The organism is Vibrio sp. Vb0667, from assembly GCF_033391095.1.
In genome coordinates this window covers 88256-115051 of the sequence record NZ_JAWPOL010000008.1, presented here as the reverse complement: position 1 = coordinate 115051, position 26796 = coordinate 88256, and the positions used below count along the sequence as shown (strand labels likewise).

At 39.5% G+C, this 26796-nt stretch carries 24 protein-coding genes; 19 read left to right on the top strand and 5 right to left on the bottom strand.

What is annotated here, in order from left to right; genetic code table 11:
- Positions 1-41: 41 nt before the first annotated feature.
- From R8269_RS10990 to R8269_RS10965, 6 genes are read left to right on the top strand one after another with little or no spacing between them, the layout of a single operon-like run.
- Complete coding sequence (locus R8269_RS10990) at positions 42-1487, top strand: asparagine synthase-related protein (RefSeq protein ID WP_005379482.1); 1446 nt, start codon at positions 42-44, stop codon at positions 1485-1487.
- A complete protein-coding gene (locus R8269_RS10985) occupies positions 1484-2596 on the top strand; it encodes a glycosyltransferase (protein ID WP_005379484.1) in 1113 nt (370 codons plus the stop codon). The genes R8269_RS10990 and R8269_RS10985 overlap by 4 nt, the downstream gene beginning before the upstream one ends.
- A 33-nt stretch (positions 2597-2629) precedes the next feature.
- On the top strand, positions 2630-3712 hold the full coding sequence (locus R8269_RS10980) for an EpsG family protein (protein ID WP_318222534.1): 1083 nt from the start codon (positions 2630-2632) through the stop codon (positions 3710-3712).
- A gap of 8 nt (positions 3713-3720) precedes the next feature.
- Positions 3721-4809, top strand: coding sequence for a glycosyltransferase (locus R8269_RS10975; protein ID WP_005379488.1), 1089 nt, complete (start codon positions 3721-3723; stop codon positions 4807-4809).
- A complete protein-coding gene (locus tag R8269_RS10970) occupies positions 4806-6068 on the top strand; it encodes a hypothetical protein (protein WP_021034099.1) in 1263 nt (420 codons plus the stop codon). Before R8269_RS10975 ends, R8269_RS10970 begins: the two co-directional genes overlap by 4 nt.
- Entirely contained in the window at positions 6065-6874 is an 810-nt protein-coding gene (locus tag R8269_RS10965; protein ID WP_005379492.1) for a glycosyltransferase, read from the top strand. The genes R8269_RS10970 and R8269_RS10965 overlap by 4 nt, the downstream gene beginning before the upstream one ends.
- A 114-nt stretch (positions 6875-6988) precedes the next feature.
- Here R8269_RS10965 and R8269_RS10960 read toward each other — a convergent pair whose 3' ends face one another.
- The gene (locus tag R8269_RS10960) at positions 6989-7996 is read right to left on the bottom strand and encodes a sugar transferase (RefSeq protein WP_017820724.1); all 1008 of its coding nucleotides are present in this window, start codon (positions 7994-7996) and stop codon (positions 6989-6991) included.
- Positions 7997-8235: 239 nt separating this feature from the next.
- On the bottom strand, positions 8236-9552 hold the full coding sequence (locus R8269_RS10955; RefSeq protein WP_318222533.1) for an MBL fold metallo-hydrolase: 1317 nt from the start codon (positions 9550-9552) through the stop codon (positions 8236-8238).
- A gap of 1145 nt (positions 9553-10697) precedes the next feature.
- Between R8269_RS10955 and wecA the strand changes: the two genes are divergently transcribed.
- The 10 genes from wecA (at position 10698) to galU (ending at position 21793) form a co-directional block, all read left to right on the top strand.
- Positions 10698-11816, top strand: coding sequence for a UDP-N-acetylglucosamine--undecaprenyl-phosphate N-acetylglucosaminephosphotransferase (gene wecA, locus R8269_RS10950; protein WP_140268604.1), 1119 nt, complete (start codon positions 10698-10700; stop codon positions 11814-11816).
- An 80-nt stretch (positions 11817-11896) separates the two neighbouring features.
- Complete coding sequence (locus R8269_RS10945) at positions 11897-13096, top strand: O-antigen polymerase (protein WP_213899423.1); 1200 nt, start codon at positions 11897-11899, stop codon at positions 13094-13096.
- A complete protein-coding gene (locus tag R8269_RS10940; RefSeq protein ID WP_318222532.1) occupies positions 13096-14292 on the top strand; it encodes a hypothetical protein in 1197 nt (398 codons plus the stop codon). Before R8269_RS10945 ends, R8269_RS10940 begins: the two co-directional genes overlap by 1 nt.
- A gap of 1 nt (position 14293) precedes the next feature.
- A complete protein-coding gene (locus tag R8269_RS10935; protein WP_213899425.1) occupies positions 14294-15346 on the top strand; it encodes a glycosyltransferase family 4 protein in 1053 nt (350 codons plus the stop codon).
- Positions 15333-15815 (top strand): PssD/Cps14F family polysaccharide biosynthesis glycosyltransferase, encoded by a 483-nt coding sequence (gene pssD, locus R8269_RS10930; RefSeq protein ID WP_213899426.1) that lies wholly within the window; start codon positions 15333-15335, stop codon positions 15813-15815. Before R8269_RS10935 ends, pssD begins: the two co-directional genes overlap by 14 nt.
- Complete coding sequence (gene pssE, locus R8269_RS10925; RefSeq protein ID WP_318222531.1) at positions 15812-16264, top strand: PssE/Cps14G family polysaccharide biosynthesis glycosyltransferase; 453 nt, start codon at positions 15812-15814, stop codon at positions 16262-16264. Before pssD ends, pssE begins: the two co-directional genes overlap by 4 nt.
- A gap of 170 nt (positions 16265-16434) precedes the next feature.
- Entirely contained in the window at positions 16435-18528 is a 2094-nt protein-coding gene (locus R8269_RS10920; protein ID WP_412079954.1) for a YjbH domain-containing protein, read from the top strand.
- Between the two features lie 100 nt (positions 18529-18628).
- A complete protein-coding gene (locus tag R8269_RS10915; protein WP_005379519.1) occupies positions 18629-19795 on the top strand; it encodes a nucleotide sugar dehydrogenase in 1167 nt (388 codons plus the stop codon).
- A gap of 66 nt (positions 19796-19861) precedes the next feature.
- Positions 19862-20866 carry an NAD-dependent epimerase gene (locus R8269_RS10910; protein ID WP_005379520.1) on the top strand — a complete coding sequence of 335 codons (1005 nt, stop codon included), beginning with the start codon at positions 19862-19864 and terminating at the stop codon, positions 20864-20866.
- Between the two features lie 48 nt (positions 20867-20914).
- The gene (galU, locus tag R8269_RS10905; protein WP_005379521.1) at positions 20915-21793 is read left to right on the top strand and encodes a UTP--glucose-1-phosphate uridylyltransferase GalU; all 879 of its coding nucleotides are present in this window, start codon (positions 20915-20917) and stop codon (positions 21791-21793) included.
- A 97-nt stretch (positions 21794-21890) separates the two neighbouring features.
- On the opposite strand, the gene tpiA is transcribed toward galU, so the two are convergent.
- Positions 21891-22661 carry a triose-phosphate isomerase gene (gene tpiA / locus R8269_RS10900; RefSeq protein ID WP_005384863.1) on the bottom strand — a complete coding sequence of 257 codons (771 nt, stop codon included), beginning with the start codon at positions 22659-22661 and terminating at the stop codon, positions 21891-21893.
- 269 nt (positions 22662-22930) lie between these two features.
- Here tpiA and R8269_RS10895 point away from each other — a divergent pair, with 269 nt between their 5' ends.
- The 3 genes from R8269_RS10895 (at position 22931) to R8269_RS10885 (ending at position 25383) form a co-directional block, all read left to right on the top strand.
- Positions 22931-23278, top strand: a complete 348-nt coding sequence (locus tag R8269_RS10895; protein WP_005379524.1) for a 5-carboxymethyl-2-hydroxymuconate Delta-isomerase — start codon at positions 22931-22933, stop codon at positions 23276-23278.
- Positions 23279-23440: 162 nt separating this feature from the next.
- Entirely contained in the window at positions 23441-23863 is a 423-nt protein-coding gene (locus R8269_RS10890) for a DUF805 domain-containing protein (RefSeq protein WP_005379526.1), read from the top strand.
- 1226 nt (positions 23864-25089) lie between these two features.
- A complete protein-coding gene (locus R8269_RS10885) occupies positions 25090-25383 on the top strand; it encodes a GIY-YIG nuclease family protein (RefSeq protein WP_049872675.1) in 294 nt (97 codons plus the stop codon).
- Here the strand turns inward: R8269_RS10885 and R8269_RS10880 are convergent.
- Both R8269_RS10880 and R8269_RS10875 read right to left on the bottom strand, forming a co-directional pair.
- Positions 25377-25727 (bottom strand): DUF3135 domain-containing protein, encoded by a 351-nt coding sequence (locus R8269_RS10880; RefSeq protein WP_005379531.1) that lies wholly within the window; start codon positions 25725-25727, stop codon positions 25377-25379. The two genes, R8269_RS10885 and R8269_RS10880, sit on opposite strands and share 7 nt — an antisense overlap.
- A gap of 160 nt (positions 25728-25887) precedes the next feature.
- On the bottom strand, positions 25888-26508 hold the full coding sequence (locus R8269_RS10875) for a helix-turn-helix transcriptional regulator (RefSeq protein WP_005379532.1): 621 nt from the start codon (positions 26506-26508) through the stop codon (positions 25888-25890).
- Positions 26509-26796: the final 288 nt, after the last annotated feature.

Sequence of the window (26796 nt, the reverse complement as noted above, 5' to 3'; positions counted from 1 at the left end):
AAAAAACTTCGCCTATAGCAGTTTATTAAGGTTTTAGTAGCATGAGTAAGCTAGGTCTGGGAACTCGAACTTTCTACTCAGAGGGTGAGAATTGTATCAACTATAAAAAGCATATTTCTAAGTTTGATCTTCAAGGGCGTTTAGTAGATCCTATTTCGGTTATGGAGTTTTTGATGAAAAACTACATATTCTCGAACCGAACTATGGTTCAAGGAATTGAACGAACACCTTGGATGGCAAAGCGTGCGTCAAAAGATAGTGAGTCTTGGAGTTATTTAGATTTGCCTCCTCATCTTAAAGATAAAAAAAGTTCTCCAGAAGTAGCAAAAAAGTTAAAACAGTTACTAGAAATTGAAGCCCTTGAATTCCTTAACGGAAAAAGGAATATAGGTATTCTACTATCTGGTGGTATGGACAGCCGAATTGTTGCTGCTATCGTGAGGGAGCTACAGGTTACAGGTAAATATACTGGCGATGTTACCGCTTTAACATGGGGTTTAAAGGACTCTCGTGATGTAGTATATGCGCAGCGAATTGCACAAAGCTTTGGCTGGGAATTCAGCTATAAGCCTTTGACTGAAGAGGTGCTTTACAACAATATTTTTCTCACAGCTGAACGAGGCGCAGAATATTCTCCCGTGCATTTGCATGCAATGGCAGATGTTTCAAAAACTATTGGTATCGATGGAATTTTGGCTGGTAGTTATGGTGACAGTATTGGTAGAGGCGAATATTCTGGCAGAAAAACTTCTGAGCTGCCTCATATACTTGACCGACATATGAATCATTTTGCTTTTCTTCGAGCTTCTGTTGAAAAGGCGGCTATTCATGGTGTTCGAGCAGACTTAGAACGTGAGCGGTCTCGATTCCCTGGGCGAAGTGAGATGTCTTATCGAGAGATAGAAATGCAACAGCATTATATGCGCCGCCAGTTGAACGCTTGCATGGAAGTTATTGATGACAGAATTCCTTTGTACCAGATGTTTACTTCACCGGATGTATTTGGGTTTATGTGGTCGTTAGATCCTAGTTGTCGTACAGACGATAACTATGAACACTTACTTGAGTTGTTGCCTGGAAACTTATTGGATATTCCTTGGGCTAGGACAGGGCGTCGTTACAACAAAGCTAACAGTATCGTAGAAGATACGCTCACTAGTCGTAACAATTGTTATGGGAAATGGTTGAGACACGACCTAAGGAGCACCGTTTTGAATGAGATTAATAGTGGTGTATTGCAAGAGTTAGGTATATTTAATGAGAAGTCTTTAGATATGTGGGCAAAGCACTGGCCTAAAACAACTTATGCTAAGGCAGATCGTCTTGATGAAAAAATGGCATGGTTAGCATCATTTTCAGTTTTCGTTAGAAACAATAACCTTAAGTCACAAGTAAACAAATATAGTGCACTTGATGACTTCAATCGACTAAAGGCTTTTGCTTACACCAAGCTATATCATACAGCACTGAAGGTCAGCAAACGATGAGAAAATCAATAACATTTATTATTGGTGGCTTACGTGGCGGTGGTGCAGAGAAAGTTTGTGTAACTTTAGCGAACGGTCTTGTTAATCAGGGGTACTCTGTAGACTTAGTCGTATTGAGTCTAAACGGTGCTGTCAGAGAAAAAGAGCTAGCTTCCGAAGTGAACTTAATTAATTTAGACGTTAAGCATACCCGTTATTCAGCCGTTGCTATTTCTCGCTATCTTAAGCAAGCAAAGCCTAAAATAGTTTTATCTTTTAACCGCCAAATATCAGTAATGTTGGGTCTGATACGAAGTATCATGAGACTGAAATTTACATTGATTTCAAGAAATATCATTTTCTTATCTATAGCTGAATCAAAGAAAAAAGGCCTATGGCACGGTTTTATTGTTAAACATTTGATTAAGAAGTTTTATGCACTGTCTGATTATTTTATCGCTCAATCTTCTGCAATGAAAGTAGACTTGATTGATTACTTAGGTGTCGAAGCATCCAGAGTTGAAGTGATCAACAATCCTGTTTGCCAAATTGTTGCGAACTATCAGAAGCAAGTGTCACTTGGCACTATCGTAAATGAAGCCAGTATTGAAGACTATTTGCTATGTGTGGGAAGACTGGAAGAGCAAAAAGCTTTCCATTATGCGATTGAAGCCTTCTCGAAAGTGGCACCAAGGTATCCAGAGCTCCGCTTGAAGATTGTTGGGCAAGGAGGCTTGGAGAGTGAACTGAAGAAGTGCGCCGCTAAGTTTAATGTACTTAAAAGAGTAGACTTTGAGGGGTTTCAGGGTGATATGATTCCTTATTATGCCAATGCAAAGGCAACGTTATTAACTTCATTATTTGAAGGCTTCCCAAACGTGCTTGTTGAATCGATAACACTTGGGACTCCAGTTGTTTCATTTGATTGCCCAAGTGGTCCAAGCGAAATCATTGAAGATGGCATAAATGGATATTTAGTCGGCTATCAGGACGTAAATGAGTTAGCAGAAAAAATATCACTAGTCTGTGATGGCAGTATTATTAGAAAAAAAACACAAAGTACATCTGAACGATATACTATAGAGAAAATTTTGCAAAGTTATCAGTCTTTAATTGAAGCTAAGTCTTAATGCTCTTATCTTTTTACTAAAGGTTGAATTATAGTGGCAATATACTTCTTTCCATTCTTTCTGATTATGTTTTTTTCTATTATTTCTGTTAATAGAAGTCAGAGTGTAATCAATTTATCGCCAGCACTTTATATATTACTTGTGCTTTTTGTTGGCATTAGATATGCCTCAGTTGATTACTTTAACTACGAAGAAATTTACTATTATGTCGACAATGTTTCAGAGATGGGATTTCCAAACTATATCCCATCTTCTGGAGAAAAACCGACGGAAAGCCTTTATGCATTCTTAACACTATTTATTAAGTCATTTGGTGGTAGTTTCGAACTATTTGTTTTTTTTATTGCTTCTATATCTATAGGGATAAAGCTCTATGCATTAAAAAAAATGTCGAACTTCTTTTACTTATCAGTACTTTTATACATAGCTATCTGGATGCGGGCAGACTTAGGGCAAATAAGGAATGGTTTGTCTTCTGCGATTACTTTAATGGCCGTCTACTATTTATACCATAGCAGGAAGTTGATTTTTACTCTCGCCGCGACATCATCTTTACTGGTACATATTGCTGCAGTGTTATCTTTTTTATTGATTTTTATGAAAAAGCTCGCGCGTCCGTGGATGCTGTCTTCAGTGCTCGCAGCATCCTTTGTTATGGCTGCTGCTGGTGGGTTCGGGATGACAATTGTTCTCTATATTGCTGAGTTTATGGGGCTGGGTAATGAATTTAGACTCGTCAGATACATGGATTCAAAGTTTGCTGAGTCATATTCTATATTTGGCGGTACCGTTTTAGTTCATTTATTAATTTCTGTATTAATCCTCTTGTTTTACAAGAGATTGGTTAAGGTAAACAAATATAATTCTATTCTAATACCCATGTATGTTTATGGATTTTCGATGATGCTGTTTTTTATCGATTATGGGATTATGTTTGCTCGTATAAAAGATCTTTTCTGTACACCAGCTTCCATCATAATATTGCCTTCTATTGTGTTGATTTTTCATAGAAGGTCTAGGCCGCTTATATATTTATCTTTAATAGCATTTTCTGCACTAATGTTTGTCACTACAGTTCAAAACGCAGAACCATATCAAACAATAATATTTAATTAGGTACAAACATGAGAATCCTCTTTGTTGTCAGTACATTGAAACACTCTGGCCCAACAAATCAATTGCTTAATATCATAAACAACCTTGATAGAAACATTTTTGAACCACACTTGATCACATTGTCTCCGGAGCCTCAACATAATAGCCGCTGGAAAGACTACGAAAGTGCAGGGGTCAATCTGTATTCTTTGAATCTATCTAGAATTAAAGGCATGTTTCTAGCTAGCTCAACACTGAAGAGTTTAATCAAAGAGATCCAACCAGACTTAATCCATACTCAGGGCATCCGAGCTGACAGTCTTGCCTCTTCAATTGCAGGTAGCATTCCATGGGTTATGACATCGAGAAACTTTCCACCCGAGGACTATATTAGTAAGTTTGGTCGAATTAAAGGAGCGTTGATGGTTAAGCAGCACTTTTCTGCTATGAAAAAGTGTCACAACTTAGTGTCATGCTCTAAAACGATCCAAGCACAGCTAAAGAGTGTTGGCATCGAGAGTGATGCGATTCAGAATGGTGTAAAAGACTTTGTAGAAAGCTCACAGGCTCCTTCGGTTTTGCAAGAATACGAGAAACCGGTTTACATTTCTGTGGGAAGTTTAATTCCAAGAAAAAACATGGAGTTATTGATAGATGCGTTTAATAGGCTACCCAATAAAAGTGCAGGTAGTTTGATTATTCTTGGCGATGGCCCTCTTAAAAATGACCTTCAGGTCAAAGCTGGGCCCAACGTGGGTCTTTTGGGCAATGTATCCAATGTAAATGAATATCTTGCTGCTTCGGATTATTTTGTATCTACTTCATTATCTGAAGGCTTACCAAATACAGTCTTAGAAGCTCTATCCGCAGGTTTGCCTGTAATATTATCAGACATTGACTCCCACCAAGAGATAGCACAAGAATCTAAACAAGCGTGTCAATTATTTTCTTTAGATTCCGGTACGCTTCATCTTAAACAAAAGTTGTCTCAAGCACCGATCGACTTTGATGAAAACTCAAAAAAAGAGGCGAGACGACTCGCAACAGAAGTGTTTTCTGCGAAGCAAATGTCTGAAAAGTATCAAGAACTATATCGTAAAATTTTGGAGGCACAGTGAGTAGTTATAGCGGGTTGGAACGTAATATTGCCAGAGTACTGAGGCGCTTTCCTGCGATCAAAGAGTTTGCAAAGTTCTGTTACTCTAGATTAATGTATGTTCGAGCTAAAAAGTCTTACAAGTTCAAATCTGAAGTGAGCCCTATCGCTTATTCCAACCAATCAAGGGAAAGCTTTTTTGGCTACTACGATAAGTCCCCGGAAAATAGCCTAGGAATGGTAATTACCCAATTATCTAGTCGCTCAACTAGTCTTTTACCTTCAATAGAAAAAAGTGTAGAAGTTGCTGTATTTGATAATAATCAAGAAATGTTATTAAGCTTGTCTGTCAATGCCTACAACTGGCAGCAAGGTTGCAGAGCGCATTGGCTAAATGAAGATCTTTTCATTTTCAACGACTACGATAGCGAAAGAAACATTTACATTGCGAAAATCTATTCAGTAAGTGAAAGAAAGCAAATTAAAGAGTTTAGCCATGCGGTGCAGGATTCTTTCAAAGACGAGTATTTTATTTCGCTAAACTATAAACGTCTGATGACTTTAAGGCCGGACTATGGTTACCGAAATACCTCACTACTAAAAGACAAAGAATTGCGTGATAATACCCAAGATGGATTATGGTTTGTAGATATTAAAACTGGTAATACGAAACTATTATTTTCTCTAGATGATGCTTGTAAAATAAATCCCACTCCAGACTTTCAGAGTGCGGTGCATAAATTTAATCACGTGATGATCTCACCATCAGGTGAACACTTTATATTTATGCATCGATATTTACTAGGTAAGCGTCGTTTCGATCGCTTGCTCAAGTTTGATATTACAACAGGAAATGTCACCTTGTTGAGTGACTTTGGTATGGTAAGCCACTGTTTTTGGGTTAACGAGTCAACGGTGCTTGGTTTTATGCGGGGTCCTAATGGAGTTGATGGTTATTGGCTTATTGATGTGGCTTCTGGCAACTTTACTCCATTCCAGCATGAGAAACTTTCAGGTTATGGGGATGGGCATCCTCATGTAGTCGGAGATTGGTTTGTGACTGACACATATCCAGACAAAGCTAGAATGCAGCATCTTCTTCTCTGTAACCTTGTCACTGGTGAAGTTAAACCAATTGGTGAGTTTTTCCATGGATTTGAGTTTTCAGGAGAAACAAGGTGCGACCTCCATCCTCGATTATCATCATGCGGGACGGCCGTTTTCTTTGATTCGGTATTTAGCGGTAAGCGTCAACTTTACAGAATGGATCTACCTAAATGAAATTTAGTGTTTTGCTCTCTGTCTATACCCAAGAGAGTCCCTCATACTTAAAAGAAGCAATGGAAAGTATTTGGGAGCGGCAGACCTTAAAGCCAGATCAGATAGTTTTAGTGAAAGATGGGCCTCTATGTTCTGAGTTAGAAGATGAAATTGTATCGTGGAAGGTCAAGCTTGGTGATGTTCTAACACTTGTTGAGTTGCCACAGAATATTGGGTTAGGGGGTGCATTAAATGCGGGCTTGAAAGCTTGTCGAAACGAATTAGTTGCGAGAATGGACACCGATGATATCGCATTGCCGCAACGTTTCGAAAAGCAAGTTGAATTTATGCTTCGAAATCCGAGTATTGCTGCCTCTAGCGCAACGCTTGAGGAGTGGGATGAGAGTTTTAGCTTTCGTATTTCTGAACGCAAGTTACCAGTTAGTTCAGCAGAGTTACGCAAGTTCGCTATTCGTCGTAGCCCTCTTAGCCATCCAGTTTCTATTTTCCGAAAGTCGATTATAGAATCCGTAGGCGGGTATCCAGACTTACGGAAAGCTCAGGATTATGCTTTGTGGAGTCTTTTATTGAGTAAAGGATATCAGCTAACTAATTTACCTGACACATTGTTGAAAATGCGCTCGGGCAAAGAGATGCTTACTCGCAGAGGGTATTTTTACTTCAAGCAAGAGTGTAGGTTAATGCGCTATCAAAAAAGAATAGGTTTCTTATCAACGAAAAACTTGATAGTAAACACTTCATTAAAAGCGGTGCTGAGGCTTTCTCCAAGGTTTACTAAAAAGATTATCTATAGATTTGCAAGATAATTGTTAGCATACTTTTTAAGATATAACTAACTAAAGTAAATACAAAAAGAGCAGCGACCGCGAGGCGCTGCTCTTTTTTATACCTGTGATACGTTCGATAAAATTCGCCGTGTTTTAGCGACCCATCCCAAATAACACCGTTTTGACTGTAAGGAAAAGAATCTTCACTTCCATCATCCAGTTTTGGTGTTTGATATAGTAGACATCGTATTTATGCTTCCAAATAGCATCTTCTACCGATGCGCCGTAAGGATATTTTACTTGAGCTAGGCCAGTGACCCCAGGTTTAACGGCGTGACGAAAGCGATAGTAAGGAATGGCTTTTTCCAACTCAGAGATGAACACTTCACGTTCTGGGCGAGGGCCAACCATTGACATCTCTCCCTTTAGTACGTTGATTAACTGAGGGAGCTCATCAATGCGAGTTTTACGAATAAAACAGCCGACTTTCGTTACGCGAGCGTCATTTTTTGTTGCCCATTGGGCTCCGTTCTTTTCTGCATCGTTTCGCATCGAGCGAAACTTAATCACTTCAAACTCTTCATTATACTGGCCGGTACGACGCTGTTTAAAGAATACCGGACCTGGCGATTCAAGCTTAATGAGTAGTGCCGTAATAAGCCCTACTGGAATAGCAACCCATGACAGCATGAAAACAAACAACAGATCGATGAAGCGTTTTTGCCAGCTGTTCTTGCGATTAGAAAGGATAGAAAAAGCTTTTTGGTGTAAGAAGTAGCCGCTGTGCAAAAGCTCCGTTTCAGTATATCCGAGTGAACGGTCAAAATAGCTCACTAATGGCTCAACCCAAGCACCTAGCTCTGTCGCCGCGACAAGAAACGCTTGCTGTTCAGGATCTAGATGCGAGCTTTTGAAGTGGCAAAGCGTTTTGCTCTTGAAGTCTCTAAGAGAATAGTTATTAACCTGAGCATTAATCTCAGGATGCCTCTTAAGTACTTGAGCAATTTTTGCTTCGTCTTCTTTTGGACAGTAGATATAAAGGCAAGCATTTGATTCACTTGCGGATAACTCGTCCAATGCTGATGTTATGCTGATAGAATTATGCTTAGTTAATTCAGAAGCTTCTCGTTCTTGAAGCGTGTCGCTCATACTGTCTGTCATAGGAATGGAATAAGTTGTTATCGACTAGCCAATTGCTTACAAGTCGGCGATTATAATTTATTTCGTATAGAAATTATATCCCTGAATCCAGAACATGCTCATAACTTTGTTAATTTTCTTGAACCTGAGTCCTTGTTCATGACTTGTTTTTGAATCTTAACGTAATTATATCAATGAACTCGAAAAACTATGTTTGCGATATATTATATTGCCTCGAAATTAAATGATTGTTCATTTCACTATATAACGCAGTTATATCCGAGGGTTATCAGTTGTTGATAAAGCGATCTTTTCGACTCTTGTTCACCATGAATAAGGTGAACTTCTTTCGGAGGAGTTGGAATGCCAGAAACAAACTGTATTAAATCGTCCCTATCCGCATGTGCAGAGTAACCTGACATGGTATGTACTTGAGCCTCCACTCTAACGCGCTTTCCTTCAATCAAGATGCTCTCTTCTCCATCCTGAATTCGCCGACCTAACGTCCCTTCTGCTTGATAGCCTGCAAATAACACATCATTTCTTTTATCTGGCAGCAATGCTTCTAAATAATTGACGACACGTCCCCCTTCACACATACCAGAGGCCGCAACCACGATAGCAGCTTCTGCCGTGCTCGCGAGTCGATTGACGAGCTTTAAATGGTCAGTGTGGCTTTCGACGGTAATACATTGATCAAACGCAAGAGGGTGTCGGTGATGCTCGAGCCGCTCTTTCGCTTCAGCTCCCCAAAGCTTTTTAAATTGCCTATAGGTAGTAGTTACCTTTTTAGCCAAAGGAGAATCGAGAATAATAGGCAGAGAATCTTGCAAGGCGTGCTCATGAATAAGCTGTTCTATATCAAACAGTAACTCTTGAGTTCTCCCGACGCTAAAAGCAGGTATAACAATTACGCCACCATCCTGAAGTGCATGCTCAATAATAGAAAGCAATCGCCTACTGCGAGACTCAACATCTTCGTGAACTTTATTGCCGTATGTTGACTCGATAAACAAATAGTCAGCTTTTTCAGGCGATACCGGATCAGGTAGGAGAGGCGTGTTACGAGGTCCCAAATCCCCTGAGAACACAACAACTTCATTGTTTGATAAATGAAACTCAACATATGCAGACCCTAAAATGTGTCCTGTTGGTTGAAAGCGAAGGTAGGTATGTTCTTCTATCTCTATCCATTGGGAGTAAGAGCAAGGGCGAATAAGCGTTCGAATAAAATCGAGCAAGCTTTCCCTTTGATGGCGCCTCATGCCTAACTGGAGCTTTAATCCATCTTCTAACATAAGCGGTACGAGCTCAGCGGTGGCTTCCGTACAGTAGATAGGTCCCTTATAACCTGCAGCCAATAGCCAAGGTAGCCGACCAACATGATCGATATGAGAATGGGTTAGAACAACAGCTTTGAGATCAGAGATAGAAAAGTCGATATTCAAACTCTCCTGCTGAGCATTATCTTGACCTTGTAGCAAACCACAGTCGATCAGCATACTTCCATTTTGTAATACGAGCTCGTGACAAGAGCCAGTAACCGTATTTTTCCCACCGTGGTGCAGTACTTTCATAACGAAACGACGCCTTTCCTTTGTTAACCCACGCTTACGAGTATTTGCTTTTATATAGCGACACCTCGCGACGTAAAGACGGCTCAGTCAATCGCGCAATGAACAAGGTAAGCAGAAAGTGGTGAATAAGTGAGCGTATTGTAGGCAAGGATAATGAGAGTTAGAAAACAGCAAAACCGAAAGTTTAGAGAGACTTAAATATTCGTCATAAATTTGACTGTGTAGAATTGCAACCTGTTGTGATGCAATTCATATTATTGCAACTATTTTCACTTAGGCTTCTGAGATTAACGCGCTAGCTATACAAACATCAGCTATGCCGGAAGGAGTTTAATAATTAGTAAGCCAACAAAAAAAAGCGTCACGTTTATGGCGAGTTAAGTGTCAGAAAAAAGACATTTTTTTGCAAGCTTTTTACACGTTCTACTTTTAGTTGCAACGTGTTTACTATACAATTCGTCTCCTGTTTGGAAACGCAACCATTAAACACTACGTCTAAAACTTGCTTCTAGGAGCCAGACCTAGGGGCGGTAGCGTGCCCAAATCATCTGTTAGTCTCTTTCCTAACAGAAGAGAGACCAAGCAAGATAATTTTTAATAATAATAAGCACCTAAGTGCATTTCTGGCAAGATTGATTTATAAAAAACGAGAACTATTACAAATTTATGTAATTCCCTTTTGTCAGAGGGACGCTCAAAGCTAACAAAGTGGCGAGCAAATGTTGGTTAGGCATAGGTTACAATTTAAATCTCCATTTCTCATACCTATCAAAACCAAATACTAGGTTTATAGAGGTACATAACTACCGGCCCAAACCGTTAGTTAGTGTATTCAGCTTTGTATTTGGCCTGCCTATAAAAGGCTGAGAACCGATGACCGTCACGAACTAGTGTCGGTGGAACTCAGTTACTTACATATTCAATATTAGAAATTAGCGTTTGCAATGCGTTACAACCCACGTTGGCTAATGTGGTTTTGTCACGCCAAAAAATCACCTGCTCATTCTTAAAGTTCGGCGTGTCTAGATACGAGCGAAGCAAGAATCAGCAGTATCGGACCTGTGATGCAATGGAATCCGTAAAGGAAATCAGTTGGATGCGTTATAGATTTACCTCAAACTTATTTAATAACACAGTTGGCTATCATGAATAATGCATATTTATTTGTATTTATTTTGTCGTTCGTTCTACTTTTTGTTATGCGCAAGGTCGCTAAGCGCGTAGGTCTAGTAGATAAACCCAATGCAAGAAAGCTTCACCAAGGTGTGGTGCCACTTGTAGGAGGCATCTCCATTTTCTCTACTATACTGGTGGGGTTCCTTTTGTTCCTACCAATGAATGACAACTTATCACTCTACTTATCTTGTTCGGCTGTACTCATCGTGCTCGGCGCATTAGATGACTATTACGATGTAAGTTTCAAAATTCGCCTTATTATCCAAGCAGGAATATCCCTTGCGATGATTTACATCGGAGGCCACAGCTTACACGATTTAGGTTATCTAATGGGAAGCGAAACCATTGCCCTGAATGAAGTTACTGGCGCGGTGATCACCGTGATTGCGGTAATAGGCGCAATTAACGCATTTAATATGGTTGATGGTATAGACGGCTTGCTGGGCGGGTTAGCCTCGGTCACCTTTACAGCATTAGGTATTGTGTTTGCCTACAACGGAAACGAATACTTAGCCACGATCTGTTTATTGATCGTGACTGCGATGCTCCCTTATATCTTCCTGAACTTAGGTTTCCCACTAGGTCGTCGCTTTAAGATCTTCATGGGCGATGCAGGCAGTATGTTTATCGGCTTTACCGTGGTCTGGATGCTGATTCGCGGCACACAAGAGCCAGGAGCTGTAGCTTTCAAGCCAGTTACAGCGCTGTGGTTAATTGCCTTACCATTGATGGACATGGCAACCATTATGATTCGTCGCGTTCGTAAAGGTCAGTCACCATTCCAACCCGACAGAGAACATCTACACCATATTTGTCAGCGTTTAGGTTTATCTCCCCTAGCTACTTTAATTTTGATTTGTTCTTTAGCTGCTATTTGTGCATTTGTTGGCTTGTGGGCCGATTTTACTAATACCAAAGAATCTACAATGTTTATTGCGTTCTTGATTCTATTTGGTTTTTATTTTACGGCTATCAATCATATATGGAAAGTTTCTACTTTCTTGAAGAGGGTGTTAATTAAAAAAAGATTAGATGTTAAAGTGAAAATTGACGTTTCTGATAACGATCTAGCTAGATATAAAAAATAGAATTTTCATTTAACATACATTTTTATGGTTAGGGTTTATTATGACTTTACTAAATTTTATTTTTTATTTGGCTGTTAATAATGCAGATTGAATTGTCGCTATTAGTCACATTGATTATATTTAATATATTTATTCTTAAGTTTTTTAATCCACTAGTGAGAGTGTATTTTTTAGCTATATCATTATATTCATTGTTATCTTTGGTTATTTATAATGAAAAAGTTGACTTTTATTATGTTAATAATATATACACGCACTTTTTCGTTTCATTTTTTGTTTCTCTACTAATTTTAAAATTTACTTTTGGTTTGTCTTATAATGGTATTATAAGAACAAGATATTCTTATGATGATTATCGTAATGAAAATTTATACGTATTAATTGGTATTTCTATTTTTTTCATTATGGGGGTTTTGTCTTTTTTATTTATATCTATAATTTATGGAGTTCCTATACTTAACATAGAAAATCGATATAAGGTTTCTGGATACTTTTCATATATTGTTTTTTCATTGTGGATAATATATCCAATAGTGTTCCTTTATTTAAAGAAAAATAAAATAATGATCTATACAGTAACCGCGTTATTTATTTTTTTCTGTATGGGTTATAGAACACCTATAGTAATAATAATAGCGATGTTTTTTATTATGAATGGTGTTAGACCTAGGTTTTATATAAATAGAAAGAAGAAAATAATAATTTCTACATTATTATTTTTAATTATAGCTGTTTATCCTCTATTGCGTTTTGATGATATGTCAGTTCTGGAAGATTTAGCTAATTATCTTGAAGTTCCTGTTTATTTAGTATGGATGTTGCCGCTTTTTTTAGCTACGACTGAAGGAGCAGAGGTCTTAACGGGAATTAAAAGTATAATATTAGAGCAAGGTATTCAAATGGGTTCTTTTACTATTGGTGGTATGCTTACTTTTCTGCCTAATATAGAGCTTCACAGTAGAAGGCAGCTTTCTATTTGGTTAGGTAGAACGAATTGGGAGGAGTCGACTACAACATCAACACTTATAGGCCAATTTATGATTGAGTTCGGCTTTATAGGAATTTATATTCTTGCAATATCACTTGCTGTATTTTTATTTTTATCTGATCGTTATTTTTATAAAGCAAATAAGACGTTCTCATTATCATTGTATTGTATATCATTTATTCTTTTATTGTTGTCTATTCATACAGGGTTACTTGATCCAGTGATAATTTTTGCTTTCTTCATATACGTGTTTTTTGTTTTTATTGCACAATTAAAGTATAGGGTTAGATAGTGACTCAGGTAAATATAATTTATAAGCTAAGTAGCCTAGCTTTTGTCGCGCTTCCGGGATTTAATCGTCTTGTAATCTTCTATATAGCGGCATTAATGTTAGACACTAATAGCTTTGCTTCTTTTTCATCAGCTTATTCTCTTGCCGTTGTAGTGGCTATGGTCGGTGCTATTGGCTCTGGTTTGTTGATATTAAAAGATGAAATAGCAGTTACAGTAAGCTCTTTGCTCAAATTTACGGTAATATCTGTTATCGTATCACTTCCGATTTTCTTTATTTTTTTTCTTAATTCTAATGACGTAGAGTTGTTTGTTTATCTGTTTTTATTAGGTTTAGGCTTAAGCGCTAACCAAGTTCTAAGACATTCAATCATACTAGAAAAAAAGTTTTTTCTAGGTGCTTTTTATGAGACAGTATTAATACTGTCAAGTTTGATTTGTATATTTTCATTTACTAATCACTTGATACTTTCGATCGGTATTTCTTACATTTTCATATCTATCACGTTTTCTTTAATAAAGAGTCCTTTAGATAACAATAACAATAACAATAGTAATAATATTAAGTCTATAATGGTCATCGGATATTCTAATCTAGCCTCATCAGGAATTTTATTTCTTCTCCCTACATTTTCAACGATGATTTCAGAACCTGAAGTAACAAAAGTAACCTCTCTCCTTGTTTCTGTAATTGGTATTGTGACAGTGTTCCCTAGAGCGATATATAACTTAAAAGTTATTGACTTCAAAAGGTTGTTAGAAGATAGAGATGTTTTTAACTATAAACTCTCATTGTTTGATTATAGAAAAAAAGTATATCTAATTATGGCGTTGGGTATCTTTTTTGTTAATTCTTATGCGTTAACAATTGAAACGGACATCCCAAAAATCAACATTTTCATTTACTCTCTTATGATGTCTTCATTTATTTGTATTGGTCAGGCTTTTATGCCGGAAACTAATATGATGAACTTTATTAATAAAGAAAAATATTTGATGTTTTTGAATTTCTTTGTTTTTTTCTTATTCTTTTTATCTTTTTTGATTATAAAAGCTCTTAATTTTTTAGATGGTTTTTATTCTATTCAAGTTCTGTGTCTATTGATTTCTTTTCTCTATGCCATTAGAAGTGCACTAGTTATAAGAGAAATTGAAGGGTATATGTCATCACCTAAAAAAGTAGAGGTTTGTACGTAATATGAATAAAATACTACTTATAAGTAATATGTATCCTAGTAACAGAAATCCAAGTTTTGGTGTTTTTGTTGAAAATATTCATGATCAATTAACTAACTCGAACTTTGACATTAGCAAAGTTGTTGTCAATGATAATAATCTAACAAAAATAGCCAAGTTATTATCATATACGTGTTTTTTCCTTAAGATAATTGTAAAAATACCCTTTTACAAACTGTTTTATGTTCATTTTGTTTCGCATTCAATGATTCCATTTGTCTTGTTGTCATATATCGGAATTAAACCTAGAATTGTAAGTCATGTACACGGTGGTGATGTTAAATTATTAGATGGCTTCAGTCGTAATCAATTTAAAATTAAGCGTAAAATCGTACAGAGAGCATTAAGTATATCAGAAAAAATTGTCGTTCCTTCTTACTCATATTCTAAGTATGTACAACAAGAGTATGGAGTTAGCGCTGATAAGATATTAGTTTATCCCTCCGGAGGTGTTGACCTAGATAAGTTTAAGCTCCTACCAATTGAAAGAGAACAGAAGTTGCTTGGTTATGCAGGTAGACTTATAAAATCTAAGAATGTTGATATTATTATTCGAGCATTAGTCGATCTTCCTGACTTTCATTTAGAAGTGGTAGGTGATGGAAATCAAAAAAATGCTTTAATTGAACTAACTAAAAAGCTTGGTGTTGAGAACCAGGTAAAGTTCCTTCCGCCTATGTCCCAAAGTGAACTAGTTCTTTGGTACAATAAGATCAATACTCTTATATATCCATCAGATAGCGAAAGTTTGGGGCTAGTGCCTATCGAGGCTATGGCATGCGGCGCGCAAGTTGTATTATCAGATATACCTGCTTTTACTGAGTTAGTAGATCTTTCTTTCAATGTCTGTATTGTTAACGAAAAGAAACCAGAGCGTTACTCTAAGGCTATTTTAGAGAAAATGGATATTGAAAATCAAGATCGTAAAAAAATAATAGAACACAACCTGGATATTATCCGTAAAAATTATTCATCCTCTGTAACCTTAAAGAGTTTAAAAAATGTCTTGTTCTAAAAGTATCCTGTTTTGTTATGGTGTCGGTGGGCACAATAGTCAAATGAATCGTTTAGTTAAACGTTTAAAACCTCATTTGGAAAATGCGAAATTAATTTCGCTTTCCGACAAAAAAGATGCTCCTGATTGGGCTGATGAACATTATGTCTGTGGCGAGTTGCGCTCTAAACATAGACATATAGACTCTCTTTTAAATACAGGCCCAGCGAAAATAATCACTTGTCTGATTAAAATTCGTCGTAACCATCATATTCATAGCGTTGTATCAACAGGACCTGGTATCTGTATAGTTGCTGCTTTATTTTATAAGATTATGGGAGCAAAAATCGTTCATGTGGAAACATGGTCCCGATTTAAAACTAGTTCATTAACTGGTCGTATTATGTATAAATTAGCGGATAAGTTTTATGTACAAAACGAATCCCTTGTACGTCTCTATCCCAATGCTATTTACGCAGGATTATTATGAAGATTTTTGTGACTGTTGGTACAACAAAATTTGACACTTTGATTCGAGCAGTTGATTTCGCTTCTGATACTGAAAGCCATCAGTATACTTATCAAATTGCTGACGGCGAATACAAGCCATCATCTGGAAGCTATTTTACTTTTACTTCAGATATAGAGGATTACTATAATCAGGCGGATGTTGTTATAACTCATGCTGGTGCAGGTTCTATTTACGGTCTTTTGGAGCGAAACAAGACCATAATCATTGTTCCAAATCTAGACCGCGTAGATAAACATCAAAGCGATATTGCAGATTTTATGGAAGAAGGTGGGTATGCAAGAGTATGTTACAATATGGAATTAATAGGTGAAATCATTAACAGTATTGTTGAATTTCAACCCAGAAAGTTTATTAAAAAAGACTTTTTTAAGCAAGAAGAAATTTCCAGATTCATCTTGGGTGTGTAAATTTTTATTTGATGTTTTTACTATATGGTGCTTTTTTATAAAATAAGTTAGAACCTTAATAAAAAATCATTCATGTCGTTATTAGTCATGTTGATGTTTTTTATTGCTGTTATGGTTAGCGATTAACTTCTGCATTCTGAATGCAAACTTAATATATTGAAAATGGAATGATGGTAAATAAACCTAATGCACTAGGGATTGTATTTTTTGCATTATCTCTACATACAGGCGAAACGCTTGCAACATCCTTAAAAGAATTACCTTCTAACCAAAGTTTTACTGGTTTGACTTTTATACCCAATGCCCAAGTTCAAAACTACGGGAGCTTTGGCTTTGACTTTGCACATGGGTTACCGCTTAGGAATAACGTCTCTGATATAGAGTCTTTAACGTTCTCTCTCGGACTAATCGAAGGGTTAGAGGCACAAGGCCGAATCGTGACTGAAGACTATAGTTCTAATGGGTTTGTTGTGGGGAGTGTTAGAGACCTATCAGCCTCTTTTAAGTATCAACTTCCTTTTTTTAAAGATTTTAATAAACTCAAGTTGGCAGTTGGCGTGCAAGATCTTGGAGGAGAGTTAAACTACTTTAATACGAATTATATAGTTGCTGACTACTCTTTCGATTTTGCTCCAGTTCGAATGTCGTTGGGGTATGGTCAGTCAGACATTCCGCTTGGTGTTATGGATGGCCCATTTGGTGGTGTTGAGTACCAACCATTCAATTTCATTCAGTTGGTAGGTGAGTACGACTCAGAAGAGTTTAATTCTTCAGTAAAGATTTTTACGCCAAAAGAGCTGCTCCCGTATGATATAACAGCTTCTCTTAGTTATCAGGTCTATTCAGGCCATGACACTGATACTAAAAATGTATGGAATGCCGCTTTTTCAATCCCTCTGATATCTGATTACACACGCTCAGTTAGCTTTTCTCAAAGCGATATGTCTTTGAGAGATAAGCTTTTTGTAGAACAGAAGAAGTTTCAAGATGCTTCGATCTCAACTTTGGTGAGTGCGTTAAAAAACGAAGGTTTCGTTAATGTTCAAGTGGGGTTAGTCAATGGTAGAGTCGTGGTGGCTTTAGAGAACCGTCGATACAACCATAATCAAGCAGATGGATTAGGTGTAGCTCTGGGGATTGTATCGAGTCATTTTGGTCAAAATGCAGCGCAAGATATTGGCGCTGCATCGGATCAATTTGAACTTGTGATGCTTGCCAACCAAAAACCAGTGGTCAGCGTTTTGTCTAACTCTAACTGTTACCAAAGTTTTGTCAATGGTAGCGCAGCTTGTGATGACATTCAGTTTATCACGCGCGATTTGTCGGAAAGATTAGACATGGTTGATTGGAAAACGGAGCGAGTTAATTCAGGCACTTTAGATTCGCAGATAGTACTTTCCCCTATGGTAAGGCATGGCGTAGCAACCGAGTACGGTGTGTATGATTACTCTTTTGCCATGTCCAGCAACTTATACACCTACCTATGGTCTGGCGCGGCAATAGATGTTCGTCATATTTTACCTTTAGCAGAAAGTGATGATTTTGAAGAGGGTGGGTATTTCGAAGACAGCGCGTATGAGAGCGAGATTGATCGTGCAATGGTGCATCAGTTCTTCCGTTTACCATATGTCGATATTGCTAACCAGGTCTCTCTAGGCTTGGTTAAGTCGGATTATATCGGTGCGCGTAGCGAATCAGCTTGGTTCTCTCAATCGGGCAACCATGAGTTGGGACTAGAGATGAGCTACTTCCAACATCAAGACGAAAAAGACAAAAATGGTTATGCGAATCCAGATCGCCAAACCTTTTTAACTCGTTACACATTCTCTATGCCAGAGTGGGATTGGCAGTTTAACGCAACTGCTGGCGAGTTTTGGAAAGGGGATGTTGGCGCAAAATTCACGACCTCACATTGGTTTGAAGACATAGAAGTATCTGCAAGTTATCAGGTGACAAAGTTTAACGATACAGACGAAGAGCAGTTTGTCACTGTGTCGGTAAAGCTGCCATTAACGCCATGGCGTGATATGTCTCCGGGAGTGATACAAGTTCGTGGTAACGAGGCTTATGATTTCAACGTTACGACGCGAGTTGGCAACGATTATAATTACTTAGCGGCAGGCCAAGGGGATGAACTCGTAATGGATAATAGCATGCTTCGTCGCTACTTTAACCGAGGCCGTTATGGCCAAGAGTACTTTGAGCAGAACAAGCTGCGCATTCGCAACGCGTATTTGCGTTATTTGGGTTCTCAGTTAAATTAAGTTTTTGTCGCGAGTTTGAGCTTTCTAATTATTCACCACACTCTACCGAGAGTGTCGGTGTTTTGATATGCTAGCGTCAGTCAAATAATAGGAAATAAAAATGAAAATTGCTGTAGCAGGCACGGGCTACGTCGGTTTGTCCAATGCCATGTTATTGTCACAAAACCATGAGGTTGTGGCGGTTGATATTATCCAAGAAAAAGTGGACTTGTTGAATGACAAGAAATCTCCAATTGTTGATGTGGAAATCGAACATTTCCTTGCAAACAAAGAACTCAACTTTATCGCGACGCTAGATAAAGAGCTGGCTTACAAAGACGCGGAGTTTGTTGTTATTGCCACACCAACGGATTATGACCCTCAAACGAACTACTTTAATACTTCTTCAGTTGAAGCAGTGATTAAAGATGTGATGGCAATTAATCCAGATGCAGTTATGGTGATTAAGTCGACTGTACCTGTGGGTTATACTGCGCGCATTAAAGAGGAACTCGGTTGTCAGAATGTTATGTTCTCTCCGGAGTTTCTTCGCGAAGGCAAAGCTCTTTACGATAACCTACACCCGTCTCGCATCATCGTTGGAGAGCGCAGCGAACGTGCAGAGAAGTTCGCTAACCTTTTGGTCGAAGGTGCGGTAAAAGAAGACATCTCGGTTCTGTTTACTGACTCTACAGAAGCAGAAGCGGTTAAGTTGTTCTCAAACACGTATCTTGCGATGCGCGTAGCTTATTTCAATGAGTTAGATTCGTATGCTGAAGCTCATAATCTTGACGCTCGCCAAATTATTGAAGGTGTTGGCTTAGACCCTCGTATTGGCAATCACTACAACAACCCGTCATTCGGTTATGGTGGTTACTGCTTACCAAAAGATACAAAGCAATTGTTAGCAAACTACCAAGAAGTTCCTAACAACATCATTGGTGCAATCGTTGATGCAAACCGCACGCGTAAAGATTTTATTGCAGACTCAATTATCAAACGCCAGCCAAAAGTGGTGGGTATCTACCGCTTAATTATGAAGTCTGGTTCAGATAACTTCCGCGCTTCGTCAATTCAAGGCATTATGAAGCGTATTAAAGCGAAAGGTATTGAAGTAGTGGTGTACGAGCCAGTACTTCAGGAAGATGAGTTTTTCCACTCTGTCGTTATCCGCGATCTTGAAGAGTTCAAACAAGTGTCAGATGTTATTGTTTCTAACCGCATGGTTGAAGAACTTGCTGATGTGGCTGATAAAGTTTATACCAGAGACCTGTTTGGTAGCGACTAATCAAAATGACATTGTAATAAGCCAGTCGTAGTGACTGGCTTTCGTTTTATTAAGGTAATCAATCTGATGAAATACTTAGTGACAGGTGCGGCCGGTTTTATTGGTAGTGCAACCGTAGAGAAGCTAAATGCTGCAGGGAATGAAGTTGTTGGTATCGACAATCTAAACGATTATTACGATGTAAACTTGAAGCTTGCTCGATTGTCCCGTATTGAACATCCTATGTTCAAGTTTTTGAACGTTGATATTGCTGATCGCTCTGTGATGGAAACACTCTTCTCGACAGAGAAATTTGATCGTGTTATTCATTTGGCCGCGCAAGCTGGCGTACGTTACTCTTTGGAAAACCCTCATGCTTACGCAGACTCTAACCTAGTAGGACATTTGAATATCCTTGAAGGTTGTCGTCAAAATGATGTTAAGCACTTAGTGTATGCATCATCTAGTTCTGTATATGGCTTAAATGCCAAGGTACCATTTGCTACATCTGATAGTGTTGATCACCCGGTGTCACTGTATGCGGCAACCAAAAAGTCTAATGAGCTAATGGCTCATAGTTATTCGCATCTATACGATATTCCGACCACAGGCCTGCGTTTCTTTACCGTTTACGGTTCATGGGGACGCCCTGATATGGCTCCTTTTATTTTCACTAAAAAGATTCTTGATGGTGAAACCATTGATATTAATAACAATGGTGATATGTGGCGCGACTTTACTCATGTGGATGATATTGTCGAAGGTGTGGTTCGTATTTCGGATGTGTTGCCTGCACGTAATGATAGCTGGACCGTTGAAGATGGTACTCCAGCAAGTAGCTCTGCGCCTTACGCCGTTTATAACATAGGCCATGGTTCACCGATTAACCTAATGGATTTTGTTAAAGCGATTGAAGATGAACTGGGTATTGAAGCTAAGAAAAACTTCCGAGAAATGCAACCCGGTGATGTCTATCAAACCTATGCGGATACAGAAGACTTATTTTCTGCGACTGGCTACAAACCAAAAGTAACTGTAAAAGAAGGAGTTGCTGAGTTTGTCTCTTGGTATAAAGAGTTTTACAACAAATAATAAATAGCGAGCTGAGTGCTCGCTATTGGTTGAGTTAGGTTTAATAAAATGATTAAAAAGTGTTTATTCCCTGCGGCGGGTTACGGTACACGTTTCCTTCCTGCGACTAAGTCGATGCCGAAAGAAATGATGCCAGTGGTAAACAAGCCATTGATTGAATACGGTGTTGAAGAGGCGATTGAAGCCGGTATGGATGGTATGTGCATCGTCACTGGTCGTGGTAAGCACTCGTTAATGGATCACTTTGATAAAAACTACGAGCTAGAGCATCAAATTAGCGGTACAAGTAAAGAAGCGCTGCTTGATGATATTCGTTCTTTGATTGATTCTGCGAGTTACACTTACATCCGTCAGCGTGAAATGAAAGGCTTAGGTCACGCTATTCTTACGGGACGTGAATTGGTCGGTGATGAGCCGTTTGCTGTTGTGCTTGCGGATGACCTATGTGTGAATGGGGACAAAGGCGTTCTAGCGCAAATGGTTGAGCTGTACAAACAGTTCCGCTGTTCAATCGTTGCGGTACAAGAAGTGCCGGAATCAGAAACGCATAAATACGGTGTGATTGCTGGCGAGATGATCAAAGATGATATCTTCCGCATTGATAACATGGTTGAAAAGCCAGAGCCAGGCACTGCACCTAGCAATCTAGCGATTATTGGTCGCTACATTCTGACACCTGATATCTTTGAACTGATTGAAAATACAGAGCCAGGTAAAGGTGGTGAGATTCAAATCACCGATGCGCTGATGCAACAAGCTCAATCTGGTTGTGTTTTGGCATACAAATTTAAAGGTCAGCGCTTTGATTGCGGTAGCGTAGAAGGCTACATTGAAGCCACAAATTACTGCTACGAGAACCTTTATAAGAAAGATTCCAGTGCGGAGCTCGCGAAAAAGCCAACCGTGAAAATTGCTGAGCCAGCGTAAGTCGGAACTTTCTATTAGGTACTCCGACGGTACAACACAAACAAAAAGGGATGCATGATGCATCCCTTTGTTATTTCTACTCTCAGTAAAAACGAGATTAAGCTTTTGCTTTAGCCGCTGCTTTAGCGATGGCTGCGAAGCTTTTAGCGTCTAGAGAAGCACCGCCAACGAGAGCGCCGTCGATGTCTGGTTGTGAGAAGTAAGCTTCAGCGTTTTCTGGCTTAACAGAACCACCGTATTGGATGATTACTTGTGCTGCAACTGCTTCGTCTTTTGCTGCGATTAGTGCGCGGATAGAAGCGTGGATGCGTTGTGCATCTTCAGCTGTTGCTGCTTTACCAGTACCGATAGCCCAGATTGGTTCGTAAGCGATGATTGCGCCGTTTAGAGCTTCAACACCGTAAGTGTCGATAACTGCGTTGATTTGACGTGCACATACTGCTTCAGTTTCGCCAGCTTCGTTTTGCGCTTCAGATTCACCGATACAGAAAACAGGTGTTAGACCATTTTCTTTTAGGAAGTTGAATTTCTTAGCGATGAACTCGTCAGATTCGTTGTGGTATTCACGACGCTCTGAGTGACCGATGATGATGTGAGTAGCACCGAAATCTTTCAGCATTTCTGGAGACATATCGCCAGTGAACGCACCGCTGTTGTTTAGGTCAGTGTTTTGAGCACCTAGGATGATCTTGTTACCGCCTTCAGCGATTACGCGCTCTGCTAGGTCGATGTAAAGTGCTGGTGGAGCGACTGCTACGTCAACACCTTCAACGCCTTCAAGTTCAGCGTTAAGACCAGTTAGCAGCTCAGTTACCATTGCTTTGCTGCCGTTTAGTTTCCAGTTACCCATCACTACAGGACGACGCATAGGAATATCTCCCTTATCTTTAATGTAAATAGTCAATTAATGTAAAAAATCTACGTAGGAATATAACAGAATAATGTGAACAGATCATGATTGGCGTCATGTCTTGTCCGGCTTTCTTTACTGATTCGACCAAGCATCGATCCTGTTATTTTTGTCAAAAGCAACCGATTGGTGATCGCGTAGACAGAATGATAGTTCATTCCTCGGAAATTGCTGCTGAGATTGGTATTACTACGCGCTGGAATTAATTGTTGTAGAAAGGAATCAAAATGCCAAATCTCGTTTTAGAGTATTCAAACTCGGTGGAAGAACGCGTCAATGTTCAGGGGTTGCTGGAGGATTTACATAAAACGGCGTTAGAAAGTGGCCTCTTTGAACTCGCGTCAGTGAAATCTAGAACGCTCCGGTGCCACAATTGGTTAATAGGAGAGGAGGGTGATAGCCTCGACTTTATCCATATCAACTTTGATTTGTTATCTGGTCGCTCCCAAGAACAAAAGCGAGAACTGTCACGAGCCTTGATGGCGACACTTCAAGAGCAAGCCAGTCACGTGCACAGTTTAACAGTCAATATCCGAGACATAGATATAGATAGCTTCCAAAAGGTCGTGAACTAGGTTGCGCTGAATTGCCCGAGAATAGCGAGGGGTTATTGCTACGAATTCTCAGCCTGGCTCTGCTTATTGTAAGGTCGTTGTGGGCACCCAAGCTATCGGTGTCCTTTCCAAACTATATCGACTCGGCTAATCTATAACCTTTCTACTTTGGGGTAAAATTTGATGTCGACTAAAGAGTTACTGTTTTCTTTTCAAGGACGTATAAACCGTAAAACCTACTGGATTTGGAACGTCATTTACTATGTGTCCATTCTAGGCTTTGGTGCCGGTATCAGCCAACTGCTTCCTACTCTCTCCTATGTGCTTCTTCCTATTTTCTTGGTGGTTCTGTTGATCCCTGATTTGGCGATCACCACCAAGCGTTGGCACGACCGCAACAAATCGATCTATTGGCTAGCACTGAATATTCCGCTGATTATCGGACGAATTGCCACGCCAATGACCAGCCCTGCCGCGCAAGAGCCGTCGACCCCACAGATGTTCGTCGCTTCCATTTCTCTGATTTGTGGTTTATGGATTCTAATTGAATGTGGTCTCTTAAAGGGGACATCAGGACCAAACCAATATGGCCCTGAGCCGGAGTAATTGCCTCAAGTATCGTGCGTGCTGAAAGTAGATTCTTAGTCTCGCTAAGGCTCGCTAGAATGACGATCCTTTTTGGTTTGGAGGCTGTTAAAGTCATCATCATTCTGAACAGCGAGGGACGAGTGTGATTCAGAATCTATCGTCCGCTTGAGCAGTGTTTAAGCTGAGTGGGAAAGAATAGGAGCTTGCTGTTACTAGATTCTTAGTCTCGCTGAGGCTCGCTAGAATGACGGACTCTTTTGATTTAGAGGCTCTTAAAGCCACTGTCATTCTGAACAGCGAGGAATGAGTGTGATTCAGAATCTATCGTCCGCTTGAGCCCTGGTTAAGCTGTGTGTGAAAGAGTAGGAGTTTGCTGTTACCAGATCCTTAGTCTCGCTAAGGCTCGCTAGAATGACGAACTCTTTTGATTTAGAGGCTGTTAAAGCCACCATCATTCTGAACAACGAGGCACGAGTGTGAATCAGAATCTATCGTCCGGTTGAGCAGTGGCTAAGGTGAGTGCGAAAGAATAGGTGCTTGTTGTTACCAGATTCTTAGCCTTGCTAAGGTTCGCTAGAATGACGATCCTTTTTGGTTTGGAGGCTGTTAAAGTCATCGTTATTCTGAACAGAGAGGTGCGAGTGTGGTTCAGAATCTATCATCCGATTGTACGGTGGTTTAGGTGAACGGGAAAGAATAGGAGCTTGCTGTTACGAGATTTTTAGTCTCGCTAAGGCTCGCTAGAATGACGAGCTCTTTTTATTTAGAGGCTCTTAAAGTCATCGTCATTCTGAACAACGAGGAACGAGGTGGTTCAGAATCTATTATCCGATTGTGCGGTGGTTTAGGTGAGCGGGAGAGAATAGGAGCTTGCTGTTACCAGATTCTTAGTCTCGCTGCGGCTCGCTAGAATGACGGACTCTTTTGATTTAGAGGCTGTTAAACTCACCGTCATTCTGAACTGCGAGGAATGAGCGTGGTCCAGAATCTATCGTCCGGTTGAGCAGTGGTTAAGCTGAGCGGGAAAGAATAGGAGCTTGCTGTTACGAGATTTTTAGTCTCGCTAAGGCTCGCTAGAATGACGATCCTTTTTGGTTTGGAGGCTGTTAAAGTCATCATCATTCTGAACAGCGAGGGACGAGTGTGATTCAGAATCTAGGCGCAGAGTGCTCTGAGATTGAAATAAACTGCCTGAGCTTGCGAATTACAACGGAAAAGTAACAGCGAATAATGAAGGAGAATGAATCATCGATAAGACACCTTGCGTTTATATCCTAACGTCAAATAACAACGCCGTTCTCTACATAGGTGTTACCAGTCAGCTGCCCCAAAGAATATGGCAACATAAAAATGGAGTAGTGGAAGGATTTACTAAGAAATACAACGTTCATAAGCTCGTTTGCTTTGAGCTATTCGACGATATGGCTACGGCTATAAACCGAGAAAAGCAGCTCAAGCAGTGGAAGCGTGAGTGGAAGTTAGCCTTGGTAAGAGAAACGAACCCTAACTTTCTCGATCTATCTACTGAGTATCAGTAAAAATCATCCCTATCTTTAAACGCATTTAAGCTAACCACATCCGCTTTTTGTGTCGGTGTCGCTTCCCCTTCTAGCGCTGCTTTGAACTTTACGACCTGTTTTTGCAACTCGTTCATCAATACCACATTGGTGTGATGAGGGTTTTTACACGTGCTGATGACTCTATCAATGTGGCTTTGTTGAGCCCACAATCTTTCTTTCATATCTTCTGATGCGCTTTCGATCATCTCTTTCGCCATCTCATGACGAAATTGCTCAAAAGCTTCTGGGTCTCGCTCTGCCATTTGAACCATTTCATCGAATGGAGGAAGCGTTTGGGATGGGATATGACGTAGAGTAGACATCGATGCTCTCCAAATCCTTATGGAAATTGCCTTTAGTTACTAAAAGCCTATACCACTAGAAAGAGGAGAGAGGATGAATTCTTCAGCCGTCTCACTTATAAGAGAAGCTTTCAAGCTTGAGATTGAATAAGTGCGGCATGTCGATGCTTGGTTGTGGTGGTTACTGCAGTTGTTGGATGCGGTAAACGCAGCGTCTTTGGCCACTAATGATGTGTTCGGTACGCTCTACTTTGGTGTCACGTCCAAGTAAAGACTGAAAGACACTTAATTCTGATTGGCACAAGCTTGGGCAGCGAGTTGCGGCTTTACAAATCGGACAGTGATTTTCGATCAAGATGAATCCGTTCTCATCTTTCTCGAGCTCTGCCATATAGCCTTCTTGCTCTCTTAATGTGACGAGTGTTTCTAGTTTGCTTTGCAGAGAGTCGCATTGCTCAAGATGCTGACGATAACTTTGTAACGTGAGTTTTTCCCTTTCTGATGTGACTTTTTCCAGTCCATCTTTGCCAAAGATATGTTCGACAGCTTCTATAAACTGAATAGTCAACTCACCGTGACGGTCAGCAAATTGCTCATGACCTTTTTGAGTGAGAGACCAATGACGAGCAGGGCGACCGACTTTTACTTTTACGTCATGGATAGAAAGAATGCCATCATCTTCTAAACTTTGCAGGTGCTGACGAGCCCCCATGGTTGTCATCCCTAGCTCAGAAGAGAGTTGTTTTGCAGTGACGGAGCCATCACGCTTAACGATTTGCAATATCCTATCTACGGTCTTCATATACCCACCATTTATACGTCAGTACATATTATGCGCGATAGGGTTAGTAAAGAAAAGTGTTGACTTAATTTGAGTGTGGATTTGTAGGCGCTATGTTCATATGAGTCAATATATGTCGTCATTCTGAACAGCGAGGAACGAGGTGATTCAGAATCTATCGTCCGGTTGAGCAGTGGTTAAGGTGACCAGGAAAGAATAGCAGTCTGCTGTTACCAGATTCTTAGTCTCGCTGGATCTCGCTAGAATGACGAGTTCTTTTGATTTAGAGCTTATTAAAGTCTCCGTCAT